The following is a 20,733-nucleotide window of genomic DNA, read 5'->3' on the forward strand; positions in this document are numbered from 1 at the left end:
ATACCTGAATAGGTGAACAGATGTTTTCGTACACCTGTCCACCAAGGAAAGGACACCCGTGAAACTCCACAAACCAGGCGTTCTGACGCTCACCGCAACCGCCGCAATCGGCGCACTTCTGATCACGTCGTGCAGTAGCCCGACTGGCACCGAATCCTCGGGCAACAACGACGGCCTGGTCTTGGCCGACGGCTACGAGCTGGGCGGCTACAACCCGGTCGCAGGCTTCGGCGCTGCCGGTGAGGCCAAGATGTACGACGGCCTCGTCCGGCTCACCGGAGGGACCGGCATGCCGGGATTCGAGCCGTCTCTGGCCGCGGAGATGCCCACTGCCAATGCCGACGCGACAGTCTGGACGGTCAAGCTACGTGACGGCGTCACCTTCTCCGACGGGTCGACCTTCGACGCCGCCGACGTGGTTGCCACGTACAAGGCGATCCTCGATCCCGCTTCCGCCTCCGAAGCGCGTTCGTCGTACGACATGATCAGCGACGTCGTGGCCGTCGACGACAGCACAGTCGAGTTTCGTCTCGCCTACTCGTATGCGCCCCTGCTGACGAAGATGCTGATCGGCATGGTCCCGTCGGAATCCCTCGCGACACCCGGACTGGCCGCCGAATCGCCGTTGAACACCGCGCCTGTCGGTACGGGTCCGTACACACTCGTCGATCTCTCACCGGATCGAGCGGTCTTCGAGGCGAACGAGAACTACTGGGACGGTGCACCGGAGATCAAGAAGCTCACTCTCCTCTACGTTCCGGACGACAACACCCGCGCCCAACGTATGGTATCCGGCGAGATCGACGGAACCAATCTCCCTCCACTGCTTGCCAATACGTTCTCGGGCAAAGACAACATGTCGGTGACTGCCCATCAGTCAGCGGACTGGCGCGGTCTCTCACTTCCGACGAACAATCCCGTGGCAGGCGACAAAGCCGTACGGATGGCGCTCAACCTCGCCGCCGATCGCCAGTCGATGATCGACAACGTCCTGGGCGGACACGGCCGCGTCGCCGCCACTCCGATCCCCGAGGTCTACGGCGATTCGTACAACCCGAACGCAACCTTCGCCTACGACCCGGCCGATGCCGAGCGAATTCTCACCGAAGCGGGCTGGATCGAAGGTGCCGACGGAATCCGTTCGAAAGACGGTCAGCGGGCGCAGTTCACGATCATGTACAACTCCGTCGACACCGTTCGACGTGATCTCGCTCAGGCATTTGCCTCCGATGCTCTCGCTGTCGGCATCGAGGTGGATCTCGAAGCGCTCTCCTGGGACCGCATAGACCCTCGAATCAACCAGGATTCGACGCTTCTCGGTGGTGGAGACGAACCTTTCGATCCAGACACGCAGGCGTACGACGCGCTGAACTCGAAGTACATAGCGCCCGGGGTCGGCAGCATCTACGACAACGCCAGCGACTACTCCAATCCAGCAGTCGACGCAGGCCTGGAAGTAGGACGCCGCAGCCTGGATCAGGCAACGCGTGACGCCGCGTATCGCGACGTGCAGCAGGCGTACGTCGAGGATCCCGGATTTGTCATCCTCGTATTCCTCGACCATACGTACGTTTCGAAGGATTCCGACTGGCAGATGTCCGGACCTGTACTCGAGCCACACTCACACGGTGTGACCTGGGGCCCGTGGTGGTCACTGCAGACGTGGGCCAGAGGGCAATGACAGCGGTCGACGTTCGGGTAGACGCGCGGCAATCGCTCGGCCACCGTGGCAACTCCCGCCGAAAGGCCATCCTCACGATGGTCGGTCGGCGGGTGTTGTTCATCGTGCCGGTGATCGCCGTGGTGTCCGCGGGACTCTTTGCCGCCGCCGCGATCTCACCGTTCGATCCACTTGTCGGCTACCTGGGCACGCGATACATGACGACCAGCGACGCGGACAAAGCGTTGATCGCCGATCAGATGGGTTTCGACAACCCCTGGTACAGCACGTACTGGAATTGGCTCCAGGGCGTGTTCACCGGTGATCTCGGGATCTCCAGATCGTTCAATCAGCCTGTTTCCCAAGTTATCTCCGAGCGTCTGCCATGGACCCTGCTGCTGGTCGGTATCTCACTCCTCATCGCGATTCTCGCCTCGCTGACACTCGGTGTTCTCGCCGGAATCCGCAGTGGAGGATTCTTGGACAAGACCGTGTCCGGGCTGAGCGTCGTGGTCCAAGGACTTCCGCCGTTTGTCTTGTCGCTGGGTGCCATCGCGCTCTTCGCGTTGACTCTCGGCTGGCTCCCGGTCGCCGGGTTGACCGACGGGGGTGCCGATCCCACACCGGGACAGGTGATCCGGCACTTGGTCCTACCGGTGACGGTCCTCTCCATCTCGCAGATGCCGTGGCTCCTACTCGCGGTCCGAGAATCCGTCGTGGGTTCGAAAAGTGAGGGATTTGTCGCGGGCGCCGTAGCACGCGGAATCCCGACGCCGACCATCACGAAACGCCACATACTGCCGACCTCACTGGCGCCTTTCGTGAACATCGTCGGCGTGCGACTGCCCGAGCTGATAGTCGGGGCAGTGCTGGTGGAAGAGGTCTTCAGTTGGCCAGGGATCGCCGGCGCCATCGTCTCGTCAGCCCGTGACCTCGACATGGCACTGCTCGCGTTCCTCACCGTCGGTACGACATTGACGGTCATGCTCGGCTCACTGATTGCCGACGTCCTCGTTGCAGTACTCGACCCGAGAGTGAGTACCGATGGCTGAACGACGCTTCAAGATCGCCGTCGGCGTGCTGATCCTCGTGGCGCTGTACGCGGCGTTGGTCCCATGGTTGGCCGACGTCGACGACCGAGTCACAGACTTCTCGGCGGCTCGCCTGGCTCCGTCGTTCGATCACCCGTTCGGAACTGACTCGGCGGGCCGAGATCTGTTCGTGCGCATAGCTGCAGGCATCAGAACCTCACTCCTGATCGCACTCGCCTGCGCGCTGCTCGCCACGGTGATCGGCGTCGCCGTCGGCACTACGGCCGGACTGGTCGGCGGCTGGGTGGACAGGTTCGTCATGCGCGGCACCGATGCCGTCAACGCACTCCCCCACCTGTTGCTCGGCATCGTCATCGTCGCGATGTTCCGTGGAAGCATTGCCGCCATCGTGCTTTCGATCGCACTGACCCACTGGACCCAAGTGGCCCGGATCATCCGCTCCGAGATCTTGAGTCTGCGCGAGCGTCCCTACATCGACGCCGCCATTCTCGCGGGAGCCAGTCGACGTCACGTGATCATGCGCCACCTCGTGCCGGCGACGGCGCCGCAGGCTTTGATCGCAGTCGTTCTCCTGCTGCCCCACGCCGTCTGGCACGAATCGACGTTGTCCTTCCTGGGATTCGGCCTTCCCCCGCACAAGCCCAGTCTCGGGACGCTTCTCGAAGAGGCACGCAGTTCTCTGCTCCTCGGCGGTTGGTGGACGCTGGTATTCCCCGCCGCAGTTCTCGTGATCGCCACCGTCGCAGTTGCCGTCGCCGGTTCGGCCCTGCGGTCGATGCTCACGCCCCCTCGACCTTCGGAGTTGCGACTGTGAACCACGGCCTGCGCATCGAATCTCTCACCGTCAGGATCCCTCTACTCGGAGGATCGGTAGTTCACGCTGCGAGCGACATCGACCTCGACGTTCCAGCCGGCACGGTGACCGCACTTGTCGGGGAATCGGGGTGTGGCAAGTCGATCATCGCCACCTCGGTCATGAACATGTTGCCGCCGAATGCTTCTCGAACCGGAACGGTCACCGTCGGAACACCGGACCTCGAGATCGACGTCTTCTCCGGCACCGCGTTCCGTGGGCGGCACGTGGCTCTCGTTCCACAATCCGCCGCAACACATCTCACCCCCGTCCGCACTGCGCGATCGCAGCTACAGGAGACGATCGACGCACTCGGCAGCTATCACACTTGCGATGCCTTGGCACTTCGCGTCGGACTCGAACCGTCGGCCCTGGACTGCTACCCGCACGAACTGTCGGGCGGCATGGCGCAACGCGTGGCCATTGCCGGTGCGCTGGCCGGGAATCCGTCGGTGATCGTCGCAGACGAACCCACCGCCAACCTCGACCGCGAACTCACCGACCACGTCATGGGATTACTTCGAGAGTGCGCGGACGCCGGAGCGGCGGTCCTGCTCATCACCCATGACCTGGCATCCCTTACCCGCAACGGTGTCGCGGATCGACTTGCCGTCATGTACGCATCACGCATCATGGAGACCGGTCCGGCCGCGCTGGTGTTCCAAGATCCGCTTCACGATTACACCCGAGACCTTCTCGGCGCCTTACCTTCCAGAGGTTTGACTCCCATGCCGGGATCGCCACCGCAACTCACCGATCTCCCCGAGGAGTGCGTCTATCACCTACGACGCCCGGAGTCGAAACAATCCGGTGGCCCGACCGAACTCGTCACATTGGGTGACCGCACGTACCGAACGCTGCGGAAGGTGGGCTGACATGAGTCTGCAAGCTCTGGGAATCACCAGCGGTTACCGTCGCAACCGGCCAGTTCTCGAGAACGTCTCGCTCGAGATTCCGTCGGGAAAGCTGATCGGCCTGACCGGGCCTTCGGGCACCGGAAAATCAACACTTGCAAGGATTCTCGCTTCGCTGGATGCACCGTGGTCAGGCGAAGTGCGGATCGACGGATCACCCGTTGTGGGTACCAAATTCTCGGTACCCGCGGCACTACGCGGCACGGTGTCCATGCTGTTTCAGTCACCTCGCGCATCAACCGACCCTCGGCAGACGCTCGCCTCGATCATCGGCCAACCCGGTGACATTGCCAGTAGGTCAATCGATGTGGCCGCGCTGGCAGCAGAAGTGGGCCTCACTCCCGATCTCTTGTCGCGCAGACCACACCAGGTGAGCGACGGCCAACTACAGCGCGCCTGCCTGGCGAGATCGCTGGCGCAACAACCGAAATACCTCATCTGTGACGAGGCTACGGCGATGCTCGACGCCGCCACGACGGCCGCGCTCATTCGGTTGATCGAGAGTCGCGCCGCCGAAACCGGCGTCGGTGTATTACTCATCAGCCATGATCGCGAATTACTCGGCGCCTGCTGCGACGTGGTCCACGACCTCGACAGTATCAGCGCTTAGCCCCTGCGAAATCGACCCTTGACCCGAACGTATGTTCGAGTATGATTTGGGCAGGGGATCGGGGGATTCAATGAGTGTCTTGTTGTCGGACGTGGTGTCTGGTTCTGCGGTGGGGTTACGCGGACGCCTGTGGCGGTTGACTGCTGCCGAGTTGCGTGCTGCTGCGGTGTCGGCGAGTGCGGAGATTCTGCGCCTGGAAGCGGTGCGGGTGGCGGTGGTGGACGAACTGTCGTTGCGCCCGGATGATCAGGTGATTGCCAGCCGTCGAGTCGGGTCATGGTTGGCGGCGAACACGATGCTGCAGGTTCGGGACGGGAAGAAGATCGCCGCCCTGGGTGCAGCGTTGCGGCCATTTCCGGCGGTGGCGGCAGGCTTCGATGATGGGGATTGCTCGTTCGAGCACGCGGTGTTGATCGTGGCGTTCTGCGAGTCACCACCTAAAGGCATGCCGGAGGAGGCATTACCGAAGTGCATCGATTTGTTGTTGGCTGCTGCGTCGGGTGTGGAAGCGACGACCACGAAGGTGCGGAATGTAATCGCGACGTTGGAGCGGTTGTTCGAGTCCGATGAGATTCCGCCCGCCGAAGACGTCGACCGGAACGAGCTCCGGATCGCGTCGACGTTGAATGGCCGGGTGGTGGTGCGCGGCGATTTCGACGCCCTCACCGGCGAAATGCTGCTCTCCGCGTTATCGAACCTGACGATGCCCACCCCGGCACCCGATGGAACCCCGGATTCTAGGTCGGCGGCGAAACGCACGGCGGACGGGTTCACGGAACTGATCCGCCGGTATTTGGACTGCGCGAAAACCGGTACCGATGGTGGCCAACGCCCGCACGTGAACGTGCACATCAACGCGCGTGATCTCGCTGAGCACCGTGACTGCGCCGCAACACCCTCCACTGCTGATGGTGAAGAGTCTCAGTCGGATCTCGATGTCGGGCACATGCCCTGGCTCGGACCACTGTCCGTGTCGCAGACCAGACTCCTCGGCTGTGATTGTTTCCTGTCCACCGTCCTGCTCGACAGTCACGGCGCGCCGTTGGATGCGCAACCAGGAAAACGATTGGTCACCGCCGAACAGCGAGTGGCGTTGATCGCCCGGGACAGAGGCTGCGCGTTCCCCGGCTGCACATGTGTACCGGCCTGGACTGATGCGCACCATATCCGGCACTGGGCGAACGGCGGCCCGACGGTGATGAACAACCTGGTCCTGCTGTGCCGTTCACATCACCGGCTGATGCACCGCAAATCCGGGTTCGTCGGGAAATGGAAAATCCGCATCGGCGCCGACAACAAACCCTGGTTCATCCCACCACCCTCGATCGACCCCGGCCAGCAACCGCGGCCGGCGAACACCACCTTCAAAACCTGAGGACGAACCTCAGGCATACAACTTCACGCCAGGTCCGCATCGGAGGAAGCACCTCCGATGCGGACCTGGCGTGCGTTCATTATGGTCAGCCTGCAACCGTCAAGTCGTAGAGGGTTACTCCGTCCACCGTTGTGGCGGTGAAGTTTTCGGTCACCCACGTCGAGATAGCGGTAGCGGTGCCTTCGGCGTTCATACCGCCACCCATCCCACCGCCGGCGATGAAGAAGTGAATCTTGCCCTCTGCCACGTACTGCTGGAACTGCGCGAGCGTCGGCGACGGATCGCTCCCGTTGAACCCTCCGATAGCCATGACCGGTGACTGCGTCGCAAGCTGATAACCCGATGCGCTGTTGGACCCGATTGCCGCGGCTACCCACGTGAACTGATCGGAGTTCTCTTCGAGAGTGGACACAACAGCGGCTCCCGGCGTGCTGCCCTGCAGTAGACCACCGGCACCGCCTCCCATTGCGCCTCGCGTCCCGTCGGTGGTCGGCGTGGTACCGCCCGGAACTGTTGCACCACCGGGCATCTGACCCATTCCTACAGGGGGCGTGCCCGGCATTCCGGTCCCAGCCCCGTCAGTCCGACGGTTACCGCCATCAGCCGTGCCACCGAATCCACCGAAGCCTCCGCGGCCACCGCCGGGCCCACCCATTCCACCTTCGACGCTCGGTCCGGCCGAAACTATGGAACCGGTATGCGGAGTGTTGATCGTGTCGATCGCGTATGCAGTCGGACCTGCCAGACCGGTGAAGATCGCTGCGAGAATCACTGCCACAGCCGATCGACCTCGCGTCACTGCCGGAATCAGCACTGCCACGGCACTGACGATGCCGACCACCAGAATGGTCCAGCGAAGCCACGGTACGAACGAAGGCGAGCGTCCGAGCAGTACCCACGCCATCGCGACGGTTGCGGCCAAGGACACCGCCAGAATGATGCGAACCCAGAGGACGTCACGATGACGCCACGCCACTACCGATCCTGAACCGATCAGCGCGGCGATCGCCGGCGCCAGCGCAACGGTGTAGTAGGCGTGGAAGATTCCCGCCATGAAACTGAAGGTCAGTCCGGTCACCAACAGCCACAGTCCCCAGACGATGAATGACGCGCGCTGTGTATCAGCGCGGGGTGCCCTGCCTCGCAGCACGATTCCAGCCGCCAGAAGTATCAGTGCAGCAGGAATCAACCAGGCGATCTGTCCGCCCTGGGCCGATTCGAACAGTCGGGTAATGCCGGTACTCCCCCACATACCACCGCCGGCCCCACCACCTGGTGCCATACCTCCCCCTGCCATACCACCTGCGGCCTCGCCCATGCCGGGGAAACCGCCCGCAGCAGCGCCGGGGAAACCGCCCGCAGCAGCGCCGGCCGCGGCATCACCAGCACCGCGCATTCCGCCGCCGCCGACGCTTCCGGTCTCGTTGCCGCTCAAGCGCCCGAGCCCGTTGTAGCCGAGCGTCAGTTCGAGAATCGAATTGTTCTGTGAACCACCGATCCACGGACGCGAGTCGGCCGGCCACAGTTCGACGATTGCCAACCACCATCCGGCGGAAACGATCAGTCCGCCCAGTGCCGCGAACAGTTGGAGTACGCGCTTACCCAGTTTCGGCGGTCCGGCGATCAGATAGGTGAGCGCCAGCGGTGGAACTACCAACATGACCTGTAATTGCTTTGTCAGGAAACCGAATCCGCAGAAGATACCGACCAACACGAGCCAGCGGGTGCGGCCGTCCTGCACGGCGCGCATCATCGCCCACACTGCTGCGATCATCAGGAGCACCAGCAGAGCATCCGGGTTGTTGAACCGGAACATCAGCGCCGCTACGGGTGTGAGCGCAAGTACCAGGCCCGCGAGGAGGCCGGCGGCCGCACCGAAATACCGTCGAACCGTTCCCCACAACAGTGCAACCGATCCGACCCCGAGGAGTGCCTGCGGCACCAACATCGCCCAGGAATTGAGTCCGAAGATGCGAACCGACAGCGACATCAACCACAGGGACATGGGCGGCTTGTCGACGGTGATCGAGTTTGCAGCGTCCGAGGAGCCGAAGAAGAAAGCCTTCCACGACACCGAACCTGCCTGTACCGCAGCGGCATAGAACGAGTTGGCCCATCCGGACGCGCCCAGGCCCCAGATGTAGGCAACTCCGGTGCCCACTAACAACACTCCCAGCGCCCACGGTTCCCAGCGCACCTGACGTTGCGGTTCCGGCGCCGGCAGCGGCGCGGCGAGTGTCTCTGCAGTGGCGGTCATCGATTGGCTCCTACGGATTGTGCGGTGCGAAACACCCAGCGCAGTGCGATGAATCGACTGACTGTGGCAACAAGATTGGCGATGACGAGTACGGCAAGCTCCACGTGCTTGGAAGCATCGGGCGCCATGACGTCGAGCACGAACAACGATCCGCTGGTGAGCAGTAGACCGAACCCGAACACGAGCAGGCCCTGCATCTGGTGACGAGCGGATCCTTCCGACCCTCGGATCCCGAAGGTGAAGGCCCGGTTGGCGGCGGTGTTGAATACCGCGGTCACCAGCAATGCGACGGCGTTGGCCCACTGCGCACCCATGATCGAGTGCAGAGCGAGGTAGAGCAGCGCGTACGCGAGCGTCGAAATGACTCCCACCACGGCAAAGCGCGAGAGCTGCCCGACCATTCCTCGTGGAACTCCGGGAACCAACGGTTCACGTCCGAAACTTGCCCTGAGCTCGGCCAATGGAAGGGAACCGGTAGACAGTGCTCGCCCGACACGGACCACACCTTTGAGGTCGGCAACTGCCGTGGCAATGATGTCCACCCGACTGTCCGGGTCGTCCACCCAGTCGACAGGGACCTCGTGAATCCGCATGCCCGCTCGCTCGGCCAGCACCAGCAATTCGGTATCGAAGAACCACCCGGTGTCCTCCACCAGCGGAAGTAGTTGCCGTGCAACATCGACGCGCATGGCTTTGAATCCGCACTGGGCGTCGGAGAAGCGAGCATGCAGTGCGCTTCGGAGGATGAGGTTGTAGCTACGTGAGATGAACTCACGCTTGGGGCCGCGCACCACGCGGGACGATCGTGCCAGCCGGGAACCGATGGCGATGTCCGAGTGTCCGGAGAGCAACGGAGCAATCAACGGCATCAGGGCGTTGAGGTCGGTCGAGAGGTCGACGTCCATGTACGCGACCACGTCGGCATCGGAGTCGCTCCATACCTGCCGCAGTGCTCGACCACGACCCTTCGCATCCAGGTGGACGACCCGGACGTCGTCGAATTCTTCGGCGAGGGAACGTGCCAGTGCCAACGTGCCGTCGACACTGGCGTTGTCCGCGATGGTAATTCGTGCAGAGAATGGCACCTGCGTGCGTAAATGCCGGCGCAGGCGCCGCACGCACGTCTCGAGGCCTGCCTCTTCGTTGTATACCGGGACGACCACGTCCAGCACTACAGTCGTCGCGGAGACCTCCTCTGCGTCCGTGCTGCCCGCGGTCTGCATGGCTTCTGTCGTCATGCGTCCTAGATTTGTCGGGCCGGCTCCGACGAACCTGCGTCCAGCCTGGGAGTTTCCTGGCAACCGGACGCGGGCTAATCTCGGGGTATGCCTTCAGTCTTCAGTGCCATCATCAACGGGGATCTACCAGGACGTTTCGTGTGGGAGGACGAGGACGTCGTCGCGTTCTTGACCATCGCGCCGGTAACGCAGGGCCACGTGCTTGTGGTTCCGCGAGCCGAGGTCGATCAGTGGCAGGACGTGGATCCTGAACTCTTTGCCAAGGTCACCGCTGTTGCCCGCAACCTCGGCCAAGCCGTGCGGAAGGCGTTCGACGCGCCTCGGTCGGGTCTCCTCATCGCAGGTCTGGAAGTTCCGCATCTTCACGTTCATGTTTTCCCCGCATACGACATGGGGAACTTCGACATCAGTGGCGCCGACACCTCGCCGTCACCCGAATCTCTCGACGAGGCACAGACCAAACTCAAGTCGGCGCTACGCGACCTCGGCTTCGAGGCAACTGTCTCGACTCGTTGATCGCATACCTTCGACCGAATTTCGCTGGCCGATAACTGGACTCCCCGCCGCAGCCTCCAACGGAGGTTGCGGCGGTCGCATTTGTCGCTCCTACCGACCGTGACCTGCGATTGCACACCGAACAGTCCGTTTCGCGCTGTCGCGCGAGCACGAGATTCGCTGCTACCGTGGGTCGCTGGTCCGGGACCTAGGGCCCTAAAACTGGTTCACGTGTTAACAGTCGGAGGACAAGGGAGCAATGCAGGAACGTGCCAAGATCAGTCGCCGACAGATTCTTCAAGGTGCTGCTGATCGGTTCGAAGTCACGGGGTACGGCAGCACGAGCATGAATGACATCGTGTCCGCGGCGCAGATGACCAAGGGCGCGGTCTATTTTCACTTCTCGTCCAAAGACGAACTGGCTCAGGCGGTGATCGAAGAACAGCACCAGATCTCGATCAGTGCCTTCACCGCAGTTGCAGCCACAGGCGCACCGGCACTGGAACAGCTCGTCATGGTGTGCCACGAGATGGGCCGCCAACTCGTCGCAGAGCCTATTGTTCGTGCGGGAATCCGACTTACCCTCGAGTTGGCCTCTGCCGACGGTTCGCAAGGCCCGTACGTCGCGTGGATCCGCGAGCTTCGAAAACTGGCCGAGGCCGCGAAGCTCGAAGGCGACATCCGCGACGATGTGGAGCCGGAATCGGTGGGTCGCGTAGTGATCTCGGCATTCACCGGCGTTCAACTGGTTTCGAACGTGCTCACCAGACGAAGCGATTTGAACGACCGTATCGACGAATTGTTCACCCTCCTGTTGGCAGGCGTGGTCTCCGACAAGCGACGCAGCGACGTCGCCGAACTGGTCGGATGTCGCCTCGAAACTTATGCGTCCTGATCCGGAGAACACCCCGACGCCCGGATGATTCGGCGTATCAGCACCGAACCGTGCGCCAACCTTCGTCGATTCGTACAAGACCCCCCGTCGTCGACTCACTATCGTCAGATCCACGAATAACCCAGATACATGGATACCGACGAAAGGGCTTCTCGAATGACCGAAACCGCCACGTACGTTGAGAGCGCACAGCAGGAGATCGCTGCTGTACTCGCCGAAGCGAAGACCGATGCCTACGTCCACGCACGCGACATCGATTCCGGCGAAGAGTTCGGCTACGGCGCGGACGAAGGTGTCATCCTCGCCTCCGTTTTCAAGATTCCTGTTGTGCTTCAGTACGCCCGTGAAGTAGCGGCAGGCACCCTTGATCCGACCGAGCACGCCACGGTGACCGCCGAGTTCCGCTCCGGCGGCATCGGTATCGGCGGCTGCGCCGACGACGTGACTGCAAGCTGGCGAGACCTCGCTCTGCTCATGATGAGCTTCAGCGACAACGCCGCCACGGATTTCTTGTACGAGCGTCTCGGACTCGACAACATCGTCGCAACGCTGCGCGGGCTCGGTTTGGAGAAGACCAACTTGGTCCGTGACTGCCGAGGCCTCTTCAAGACGGTCTACGACGACCTCGGCGTCGACAAGGGCACCTTGCTGGAAATGCCCCCCATCGAAATTCTTCGGACAATTTCCGTCATGGATCCCGCCCGCTCCAATTCCAGTACTCCTCGTGAGATCACAATGTTGCTGGCTGCAATCTGGAGGGATGAAGCCGGCCCCGCATCGGCTTGTGAAGAGGTCCGAACCATCATGAGCAAGCAGGTCTGGCCGCACCGCCTTTCGTCCGGTTTCCCCGACGAGGTCACTGTCGCCGCCAAGACCGGAACGCTGGGACTGGTACGAAACGAGGCCGGCGTCGTGGCGTACCCGGACGGCAAGCGTTACGCCGTCGGTGTCTTCACCAAGTCCCACGAGCTCACCCACCGCGCCCCGAAGATCGACGCCTCCATCGGAACCGTCGGCCGCATCGCTGTCGAAGCACTTCGCAACAACAGCTGATCCGAACCCACTGACAAAGAATGCGGGTCGCGCTGAGAAATCAGTGCGACCCGCATTTTTCGGCTTTCGAGCTAGCGTGGACCGCGCAGACGAAGATGCACCATCAACCGGAAGCGGACGTTGGGGTCGTCGAGATCCAACGCGGCCATACCCTTCAACTTGCTGAGGCGATATCGAAAGGTGTTGGGGTGCACGTGCAATGACGCCGCGGCGTCACCGACATCACCGAACGCGTTGAGCCACGCATCGAGAGTGTCCACGAACGAGGTCGCATGAGCGGCGTCGTGGCTGGCGATCGCCTCGATCGGTCCGAGGTCCGAGAACCCTTCGGCTGCAGCTTCCGACGCGATCTCCAACAGGATGGCATCGACGTGGACGCTACTGAAGGTGGCGACGCTGCCCGACGCTCGTCCCGCCAACAACACTTCGAGGGCATGTTCGGCGTCGCGCTTCGATCGGCTCAGCTGCGCCGGTCTGGTCACGACCCGGCCGATCCCGATGATCGTGTCGCCGGACGCTCCGGTGCGGTCCAGGAAGTCCGAGGCCACACGGAACGCCTGCAACTCGGCTTCGGCCGGGGAATGCCCTCGTACAGACAGCACCGCGTAGCCGGTTCCGTTGACCAAGGCTGCCGCCGACTGCGAGTGGACGGCGCCGAGGTGCATGGCCAGAGCGTCGGTCAGTCGCACCACGTGGGCGGCATCGTCCGGCTTCGACGATCCTTCGAAAGACCTACGACCCAAAGCCATCACGAGTGCGGGGCCGGTCCCGAGGCCGAGGCGATTCATCGCGTCGACCGCACCTGACCCACCGTCGAGAAGGGTTGCGATCAGGTCTGCGCGCAGTCGGCGCTCGGCGTCGGCGCCGCCGCGCAACCGCAACATCTGCAGCGCGATCAACCCGGCTGAATCGCGCAGAGCACGCATCCGGTCGTCGGACATCGGCTCACCGGTTGCCACCCACATGGAGCCGAGGAACTCGTCGCCGGCTCTGATGGACACGGCGATACGACCCATTTTGGTACCGAGGGTCTCGGCCGAGACCCACACCGGATCGTCGCTGCGATAGAGCCGGTCGAAGACCCCGGCCTCTTCGAGCACTCGAATGTACTGGTCAGGAACTTGCCGCTCCAGAACGGTCGCGATACGTGGACCGTCTCCTTCTTCCTGGCGGCCGGAGAAGGCGATGACCCGTGAGCTGCGGTCCTCGATCGTGATCGGCGCATCGAGAAGTGCGCTGACAGCGTTGGCGAAGGCGAACAGATCGCCGGCCGGGCCGCCTCCGCGTGAGTGGATGTGCCCGACTTCGTTTCGGGCCGAGAGCACCGAATGAAGCAGGCTTGTCAGCTGAACCCACGAGACGCCACGCGCCAAGGCCAACAGCACGACGCCCGAGGCGATGACGGATTCGCGGTCCGCATCGCTGACCTCGGTGGTCACTCGCGCGACCACCACGCGTACTCCGCGCTCGGCCAGGCCGGCCACGGACTCCGCGATACGTTCGCCTCCGGTGACGCCGACGAGCAGCACCATGGAGTCCGGTGTCGAGGGTGAGTCGTCGTCGGGGTCGTGAATGACCACCGAGGCGATCTCCTGGACCGCCTCCGGGTCGCCGACAACCGGATTCAGCACCGTAGTTCCCACGTCTTCGAGAAGCCGCACCAAACTGATGCGAGGTCGTACGGTGCCCACGTCTATCACTCCTTCGTCCGGTGAACGAAGTGTGTCATAGTGATTCGTCAAAGCCGATCCATGCCGATCCATTCGACCGACGTGGTAATTGCTTCGAGCAGGTCGGGGATCGGTTCGACGCCGATACCCGGTCCTTCCGGAACCTTCACGTAACCGTTGTCGAGTACGAACGGCTCGGTGATGTCTTCGGCGAAGTACCGGTCGGAAGCCGATGTATCGCCTGGTAGGGCAAATCCGGGGAGCGCGGCAAGCGCGACGTTGGCGGCCCTGCCGATTCCGGTCTCGAGCATTCCGCCGCACCACACGGCAATTCCGTTGGCCTTGCAGACGTCGTGGATACGACGCGATTCCAGATAACCGCCCACACGTCCCGGTTTGATGTTCACCACGCTGCACGCACCGATTGCCAGCGCGTCGGCGGTGACCTTCGCGGAGGTGATCGACTCGTCGAGGCAGACCGGCGTCCGCATCATCTCGGCCAGCCTGGCGTGGCCACGCAGTTCCTCTTCGGGAAGCGGCTGCTCGATCAGCAGGAGGTCGAAGTCGTCGAGCCGCTGGAGATGGCGGGCTTCAGCCAGGGTGTACGCGGTGTTCGCGTCGACCTGGAGGAGTACGTCGTCGCCGAACCTCTCGCGGACTGCGCGAACCGGCTCGATGTCCCAGCCCGGTTCGATCTTCAGTTTGATGCGCAGGTATCCGGCATCGAGGAACCCGCCTACCTCCTCTAGCAGCTCATCGATCGAATTCTTGATACCCACCGAGACACCCGCGGGTACGCGATCGACTACTGCACCCAGGTACGAAGACATGCTCGTCCCGGCAGCCCGTAACTCGGCGTCGAGAAATGCGGTTTCCAATGCCGCTTTGGCCATGGGGTGCCCGGCGAACTGTTCCATCGTCGCGCTCAGTGCGTGCACGTCGGGATCGGTGAGTTCACCCAGAGACGGAATCAGGAACTTACGAAGGACTTCGGCGGCGCCGTCCGTGTATTCGGAGCAGTAGCGAGGCTCGGACATCGCCACGCACTCGCCCCAGCCCTCCGACTCCGAGGTGACGACCTTGACGAACAACACGTCCTTGGTGGTCTCGGTGCCGAACGAGGTACGGAACGGCGCTTTCAACGGCATTGCCGCCCGGCGTAATTCAACTCCTTCGATCTTCACGATGTAACCTCCGCTGTTGTCCTGCCTGCCTGTGTTCCCGGCGCACGGTCCAGCACGTACTTTCCGGTTCTGGTAACTGCGAGAACCACTCCGTTCTCGGCGAGCACACCACCGAGAGTCTCGCGGACTGCCAGGCGCCAGTCGTTCGCTGCCGTCGGGTCCGACTTACGCAGTGTGTACACGTCATTCGGTGTAGCCACCGTGACGAATCGATTCTTGGTCGACTTCAACACGGGCAGGCCGGCTTCGGAGACGGACAGCAGTTCGCTCGCCCCCAAGGACTCGGGAGTCGGGACTTCTCCCGAACCGGCGACGACGTCGGCAACCTTGCTACTACCGATTTCCCAGTCGATCAACAACCGGTCGCTGTCTGCGCCGCCGTTGAGGCTGTCGTTCATCGGCGCGTAGAAACGCGGCAGATACTGGATCGGGAACGCACCGAGTTTCGAGACGTTGAAGTAGGCATTGCGTGCGACGAGCGGGTCGAAAGTCCACCGCACGTGGAGAATTCCCCGTTCCAGTGCCCACGCACGCTGGAACAGTTTCAACGCGAGGCCGATGTGCCCGTTCTGCACGTTCGGGAGGATCCCCGTGATGTGCGAATGCAACGAACGGTGTTGCGGTTCCTCGAAGAATGCAACCGAGCCGCCGATCAGATCCCCGCCACGAAACGCGCCGGCGACGTAGTTACCGGAGTGTGCGAGCGCTTTCATCATGTCCCGATGGACGGGAGGGTTACCGCTCTCCGGCTGCCATACCTTCTCGAACAGACCGAATACCTGTTCCAACTCGGCATGCCCGGTGACGGTTTCGATAGTCACACATGCAAGCAGGGCGGCCTGCTCGGCCTGGCTGATTGCTTGCCGCATCCGTGAAGGCGATACACCTCCGAATGGTTGAACGGTCTTGCGTTGGACATTGTTCGGCGACGTCATAGTCACAGTCCTCCCTCCAGGATTCGAGTCACCAGACCGGCCAACAAGGTGGCGCGCGGGATCATCTGATCTATCTCTACGTGTTCTGTCGCTGCGTGGGCGCCACCGCCGACGGCACCGAGGCCGTCCAACGTGGGAGTTCCTACTGCGGCAGTGAAATTTCCGTCCGATGCACCGCCGACGGCGCAGTCGCGCAGCATCCTCAAACCGCTCTCACTGCTGACCTGGTGAGCGAGAAAGTACAGCTTCTCCGAAGACACTGATTCCAGTGGTCCACGGTTGGGGCCTCCGGACACCGAAATTCGACTTTCGGCCAGCGCCGGTGTCAGTGCACGGATCGAACGGTCGATGCGTTCCTGTTCCTTCGCCGACCACATGCGAACGTCACACCACAGTTGCGCTTGCGCTGCAACAGTATTGGTGGTCGTGCCGCCACTGATCACGGACGGCACCACCGACGTTCCCGCCACCGGGTCCGCGAGCTCCACCACGGCCTGAATCTGGTGTGCGAGCTCCACTACGGCGTTCACACCTCGTTCCGGTTCCAGTCCGGCGTGTGCAGCGCGTCCCTCGATGTCGACGCAGTACAGCGACATACCCTTGCGCGCGGTCTTCACTGCGCCGTCGGCTGCGGCTTCGAGGACCAGCACCGCGTCGACCTGACGTGCTTGCTCCTCGATCAGTGCGCGCGAGGTCGGGGAGCCGATTTCCTCGTCGGAATTGAGGAGCACGACCACCCCGTCGAGCGACGGAAGCGATGCGAGCGCGTGGAAGAGCTGGACGATGCCGGCCTTCATGTCGAAGACTCCGGGTCCGGTGGCGATGTTGTCGGTGACAGACCAGGGCAACTCCGCGAGCGTTCCGAGCGGCCAGACGGTGTCGAAGTGGCCCAGGAGCATCACCTTCGGCTCCGCGCCGAACGACCAACGCAAGTGCTGGCGGCCGTCGATGCGGATACGTTCGGGGGTGCTTCCGAGGTGGCGTTCGCCGATTTCGGCCACCACGTCCGCACATGCATCGACTGCGCCGAGATCGGAACTGGGCGACTCGGCGGTTACCAACGCCGCCAGGTCTGCCACCATTGATTTCTTGTCCACTCCGACGCTCTCCTGTCACCGACTTGCAACTTCGCAGTCAAGCTTGGTCGAAGCGACCCTGTCGGATCTTGTCCAAGACTCCTGTCCTTCGGGCTCGGATTCGTCGTGTGTCACGAACAGCTGGGTGCCATCAAGCAGGTGTGTCAGGTACCGATCTCTGTTCGGGCGGCAAACAGCTCGGGAAAGAAGCTCAACTCCAGCGCACGTTGCAGGAAGCCGGCACCACCACTCGAACCGCCGGTCCCCTTCTTCATGCCGATCACCCGCAGCACGGTCCGAAGGTGCCGGAACCGCCACAGCTGAAAGCTCTCCTCGAGGTCGACCAACTCCTCGAACGCCTCGTACGCCGTCCAGTGCTGTTCGACGTTCTCGTAGATTGCTTTGACCAGCGGAATCAGTTCGTCGTTTCGCACGTAGGGCGCGCTGACGTCTCGTTCGAGAGCCGACGCCGGAACGTCGTACCCCTGCCTGGACAGGTACCGCCAGAACTCGTCGTACAGTGTCGGCTCCCCGAGCAGGGTCTCCAACAATCGATGGGCGGACGGATCCGATTCGAACACCTTCAGCATGCCCGCGTTCTTGTTTCCGAGCACGAATTCCACGGCGCGGTACTGGTACGACTGGAACCCCGATGAGTTGCCGAGAACGCCCCTGAACTCCGCATACTCCGCCGGCGTCAGTGTCGCCAACACCGACCACTGCTCGGTCAAGGTGGCCTGAATATGTTTGACACGTGCGATCCGCTTGAACGCAACCCGAATATCGTCGGCAGCGATCGCTGCTCTGGCCGCCCGAATCTCGTGGAGAAACAGCTTGAGCCACAACTCGCTGGTCTGGTGCTGAATGATGAACAAGAGTTCGTCGTGGTGTTCCGGCTCGCTCACCGGGTGCTGCGAATCCAGGAGGGTGTCGAGTCCGAGGTAGGCCCCGTAACTCATCTTCCCGGAAAAATCGGTGACGACGTCGTCTTCGATCTTTCGTGTGCCGTCCGTTGCCGACATCTTCGGTCTCCTTGTCAGAATTTCGCCGGGGTCTGAGGAACGATCATGGCCACCAATGCGGCAGCGCTCGTCGCTCCGACCAGGACTCCGAATGCAGCCATGTACGAGAACTGGTCCACCATCCATCCCATCACGAGCGGGGTGATGAAACCGGCGAACTGACCACAACCGTTGATCAAACCCATTCCGGAACCGAGGAATTCGGCCGGAAGTGCCCGCAACGGCATCGCGAAGATCGACATCGAACACAGACCGCTGATGCCTAGAGCCAACGTCTCGTAGAACGTGAACATCGCGACGGTGTCAGCGGTGGTCATCAGGAACAAAAGGACTGCCGACGTGGCCATACACGGAACCAGAAGGATCCTGGCCCGGTCGTGGAAGTACTTGTCCACCAACCGCCCGCCCACAATCGTGGCCAGCGCCGTGACGATGAAGGGGATTGCGGCAAAGATTCCCGTGTCGATCAGCGAGAGTCCCTTGTCGTTGAGCAGATAACTCGGCACCCAGGTCATCAGCCCGTACGCGGACATGTTGGCCAGGCAGAACAGAATCGCGAACTTCCACACCGACGCGGACTTGAACACGGCGGCGCGAGAGTGCTCGCTCGCCAGAGGTTGCAAGGCTGCCTCGGGATCTTCCGAGATTTCCGTGTCCAGCGGTGCGGGCAGCACCAACCACACCACCGTGCCGATCACTGCGCCGACGATCGCCACCAGCCAGAACGCGTCACGCCACCCCACGGCCATGAGGACCGGCGCGATGATCAGCGGTGCGATGCCGGGGCCGAGGTTGTTGGCGCCGAGCATGAAACCCATCGCGGTCGCCCTGGTTTTCGGACGCGTCCGCTCAGCCAAAGCCTTGAACGACGCCGCTGGAAAGAGCCCCTGGCTGATGCCGAACATCGCACGCATGACCATCAGCGAGACGAGACCCCACGCGAACCCTGTCAACGCTGTGAACACCGACCACAGGATCAAAGCAACGATCAACAGGGGCCTGGGTCCGAAGCGGTCGGCCAACATTCCGCCGGGGACCTGCCCGAGCATGTAGAAGATCGCGAATACCGAGACCACGCCACCCAACTGCGTACTGCTGAGCGAGAATTCGTCGCCGATCATCGGAAGCGCAAGCCCGATCATGACGCGATCCACCATGTCGATCAACCAGATGGTACTGAGCAGCCCCACCGTAACGGTGGTCGTACGACGAATCGACCTGTTGTCCATCATATTTCGAACCGAACCGTCGCTCGCCCGCGACGGTCCTTCCACTGTGACGCGTTCCGCCTTCATCAAGCCTCCCGAATTGTCTTGTGCCGCATGGACTGGAACATTGAAAAGACTGATGAAGTGTGACAGCGAACACGTCTACCGCATTGGTCCGTTTCACCAATAGCCGAAGCAACGATTGGTCGGTCGGAACATGTTCTGCCCCAAGAGATGACAAATGCCGCCGGCGCACACGGCGTCGGCGGCATTTCGCGATGGAGTCGCTACTTCACTACGTGCGATTGGCGACTGCCACGATCGTCGAGACGCCTGCGGCTGCAAGCCGGGCATTGACAGTGATCAGACCGAGAATGTCGTCGACGCTGCCGAGTGTGTGCGAAATCGTACGATCCGAAATCCGTCGCGAGCCGGGAACAGCCTCGGCGAGTTCAGCTCCCGTGGTGGTGGGGTGAACGATCTCGAGGGTCCATTCGTCACGCAGCTCGACCGGCTTCAGTGTGTCGGCCTTACGCACTGCGCGCTCGGCTCCTGCTCGGATCTGCTCGCACGCCAGCGACGGCGGCAGCGAATTGGTTGCCGACCATCCATGTGCCTTCTTGACCTCGACGGTCTCGGTTGTCGGCGAGGCCGCGTCGACCAAGCCGCAGATGATGTCGTCACCCGTCACCAGGCCGACGGGAACGCCCTGGGTGGCAGCGTAGAGGGTGTTGACGTCGGTCTCCGAGACGGACTTGCCGTCGAGGCGGACGTCGGCGAACAAGCTCGAGAACGTGTGCGCCAGGACGCCGGGCCCACCGGCTGGTGCGTGATAGCCGACAAACAGAGCGACGTCGTGATCGGACGTCAGTCCCTCCGCCATGCACTGCATCTTCGGGGTTCCGAAGATCAGACGCGCCCGTGGATCCAGGTCGGCGTGAAGCAGATTGTCCATCGTTCCGTGGCTGTCGTTGACCAGGACGCTCGTCGCACCGGCGTCGAACGCACCGGCGATCGCGGCATTGGTCTCGGCGGTCATGAGCATCTGCGCACGGTGGTAGCCGCCACCGCCGCGGATCGTCTGATCGAGCGTCGCGATACCCGCGATACCCTCCATGTCCACCGAAATATAGACGTGCATTCCTGTCCTCCATCGATCTCAATCGGCTGAATTGATAACTTCGCTTTCACCTTCACACTCGAGCGCATCCGTTTCTTGTCCGCTCGAACGGTGAG

18 protein-coding genes are annotated in these 20,733 nt (G+C 62.5%); 9 read left to right on the plus strand and 9 right to left on the minus strand.

Annotated elements, in window-relative coordinates; translation table 11 throughout:
• The first annotated feature begins 58 nt into the window (after nt 1-58).
• The 6 genes from QRN54_RS00985 to QRN54_RS01010 all read left to right on the plus strand — a co-directional run bounded on the left by QRN54_RS00985 (nt 59) and on the right by QRN54_RS01010 (nt 6,464).
• Nucleotides 59-1,681 carry an ABC transporter substrate-binding protein gene (locus QRN54_RS00985; protein WP_285181457.1) on the plus strand — a complete coding sequence of 541 codons (1,623 nt, stop codon included), beginning with the start codon at nt 59-61 and terminating at the stop codon, nt 1,679-1,681.
• Nucleotides 1,678-2,712 (plus strand): ABC transporter permease, encoded by a 1,035-nt coding sequence (locus tag QRN54_RS00990; RefSeq protein WP_003945754.1) that lies wholly within the window; start codon nt 1,678-1,680, stop codon nt 2,710-2,712. Before QRN54_RS00985 ends, QRN54_RS00990 begins: the two co-directional genes overlap by 4 nt.
• Entirely contained in the window at nt 2,705-3,526 is an 822-nt protein-coding gene (locus QRN54_RS00995; RefSeq protein WP_070162105.1) for an ABC transporter permease, read from the plus strand. The genes QRN54_RS00990 and QRN54_RS00995 overlap by 8 nt, the downstream gene beginning before the upstream one ends.
• The gene (locus QRN54_RS01000; protein WP_285181458.1) at nt 3,523-4,440 is read left to right on the plus strand and encodes an oligopeptide/dipeptide ABC transporter ATP-binding protein; all 918 of its coding nucleotides are present in this window, start codon (nt 3,523-3,525) and stop codon (nt 4,438-4,440) included. Before QRN54_RS00995 ends, QRN54_RS01000 begins: the two co-directional genes overlap by 4 nt.
• 1 nt (nt 4,441) lies before the next feature.
• On the plus strand, nt 4,442-5,089 hold the full coding sequence (locus QRN54_RS01005) for an ABC transporter ATP-binding protein (RefSeq protein ID WP_003945821.1): 648 nt from the start codon (nt 4,442-4,444) through the stop codon (nt 5,087-5,089).
• 70 nt (nt 5,090-5,159) lie between these two features.
• Complete coding sequence (locus QRN54_RS01010) at nt 5,160-6,464, plus strand: HNH endonuclease signature motif containing protein (protein WP_285181459.1); 1,305 nt, start codon at nt 5,160-5,162, stop codon at nt 6,462-6,464.
• A gap of 85 nt (nt 6,465-6,549) precedes the next feature.
• Here the strand turns inward: QRN54_RS01010 and QRN54_RS01015 are convergent, their stop codons facing one another.
• Both QRN54_RS01015 and QRN54_RS01020 read right to left on the minus strand, forming a co-directional pair.
• Entirely contained in the window at nt 6,550-8,721 is a 2,172-nt protein-coding gene (locus tag QRN54_RS01015) for an ArnT family glycosyltransferase (RefSeq protein ID WP_285181460.1), read from the minus strand.
• Nucleotides 8,718-9,959: a bifunctional glycosyltransferase family 2/GtrA family protein gene (locus QRN54_RS01020; protein WP_007734387.1), complete on the minus strand. Its 1,242-nt coding sequence runs from the start codon at nt 9,957-9,959 to the stop codon at nt 8,718-8,720. The genes QRN54_RS01015 and QRN54_RS01020 overlap by 4 nt, the downstream gene beginning before the upstream one ends.
• 87 nt (nt 9,960-10,046) lie before the next feature.
• On the opposite strand from QRN54_RS01020, the gene QRN54_RS01025 reads away from it, so the two are divergent.
• From QRN54_RS01025 to QRN54_RS01035, 3 genes are all read left to right on the plus strand, one after another.
• Complete coding sequence (locus tag QRN54_RS01025) at nt 10,047-10,475, plus strand: HIT family protein (RefSeq protein WP_042449536.1); 429 nt, start codon at nt 10,047-10,049, stop codon at nt 10,473-10,475.
• Between the two features lie 238 nt (nt 10,476-10,713).
• Nucleotides 10,714-11,349, plus strand: coding sequence for a ScbR family autoregulator-binding transcription factor (locus QRN54_RS01030; protein ID WP_064074149.1), 636 nt, complete (start codon nt 10,714-10,716; stop codon nt 11,347-11,349).
• Nucleotides 11,350-11,505: 156 nt separating this feature from the next.
• Complete coding sequence (locus QRN54_RS01035; RefSeq protein WP_007734380.1) at nt 11,506-12,402, plus strand: serine hydrolase; 897 nt, start codon at nt 11,506-11,508, stop codon at nt 12,400-12,402.
• 71 nt (nt 12,403-12,473) lie between these two features.
• Here the strand turns inward: QRN54_RS01035 and QRN54_RS01040 are convergent, their stop codons facing one another.
• From QRN54_RS01040 to QRN54_RS01070, 7 genes are all read right to left on the minus strand, one after another.
• On the minus strand, nt 12,474-14,093 hold the full coding sequence (locus QRN54_RS01040; protein ID WP_003945928.1) for a PucR family transcriptional regulator: 1,620 nt from the start codon (nt 14,091-14,093) through the stop codon (nt 12,474-12,476).
• A 47-nt stretch (nt 14,094-14,140) separates the two neighbouring features.
• Nucleotides 14,141-15,256 (minus strand): o-succinylbenzoate synthase, encoded by a 1,116-nt coding sequence (menC, locus tag QRN54_RS01045; protein WP_081557395.1) that lies wholly within the window; start codon nt 15,254-15,256, stop codon nt 14,141-14,143.
• A complete protein-coding gene (locus QRN54_RS01050; RefSeq protein WP_202426978.1) occupies nt 15,253-16,191 on the minus strand; it encodes a GNAT family N-acetyltransferase in 939 nt (312 codons plus the stop codon). The genes menC and QRN54_RS01050 overlap by 4 nt, the downstream gene beginning before the upstream one ends.
• Nucleotides 16,192-16,193: 2 nt before the next feature.
• Nucleotides 16,194-17,288, minus strand: a complete 1,095-nt coding sequence (locus QRN54_RS01055; RefSeq protein WP_285181461.1) for a M20 family metallopeptidase — start codon at nt 17,286-17,288, stop codon at nt 16,194-16,196.
• Between the two features lie 143 nt (nt 17,289-17,431).
• On the minus strand, nt 17,432-18,289 hold the full coding sequence (locus tag QRN54_RS01060) for a tryptophan 2,3-dioxygenase (RefSeq protein ID WP_003945883.1): 858 nt from the start codon (nt 18,287-18,289) through the stop codon (nt 17,432-17,434).
• A 14-nt stretch (nt 18,290-18,303) separates the two neighbouring features.
• Nucleotides 18,304-19,584: an MFS transporter gene (locus tag QRN54_RS01065; RefSeq protein WP_285181462.1), complete on the minus strand. Its 1,281-nt coding sequence runs from the start codon at nt 19,582-19,584 to the stop codon at nt 18,304-18,306.
• Between the two features lie 208 nt (nt 19,585-19,792).
• The gene (locus tag QRN54_RS01070) at nt 19,793-20,638 is read right to left on the minus strand and encodes a M55 family metallopeptidase (protein WP_007734371.1); all 846 of its coding nucleotides are present in this window, start codon (nt 20,636-20,638) and stop codon (nt 19,793-19,795) included.
• Between the last annotated feature and the right edge of the window lie 95 nt (nt 20,639-20,733).

Origin of the sequence: Rhodococcus sp. MEB032 (genome assembly GCF_030208925.1) — a bacterium.
GTDB classification, from domain to species: Bacteria; Actinomycetota; Actinomycetes; order Mycobacteriales; family Mycobacteriaceae; genus Rhodococcus_F; species Rhodococcus_F qingshengii.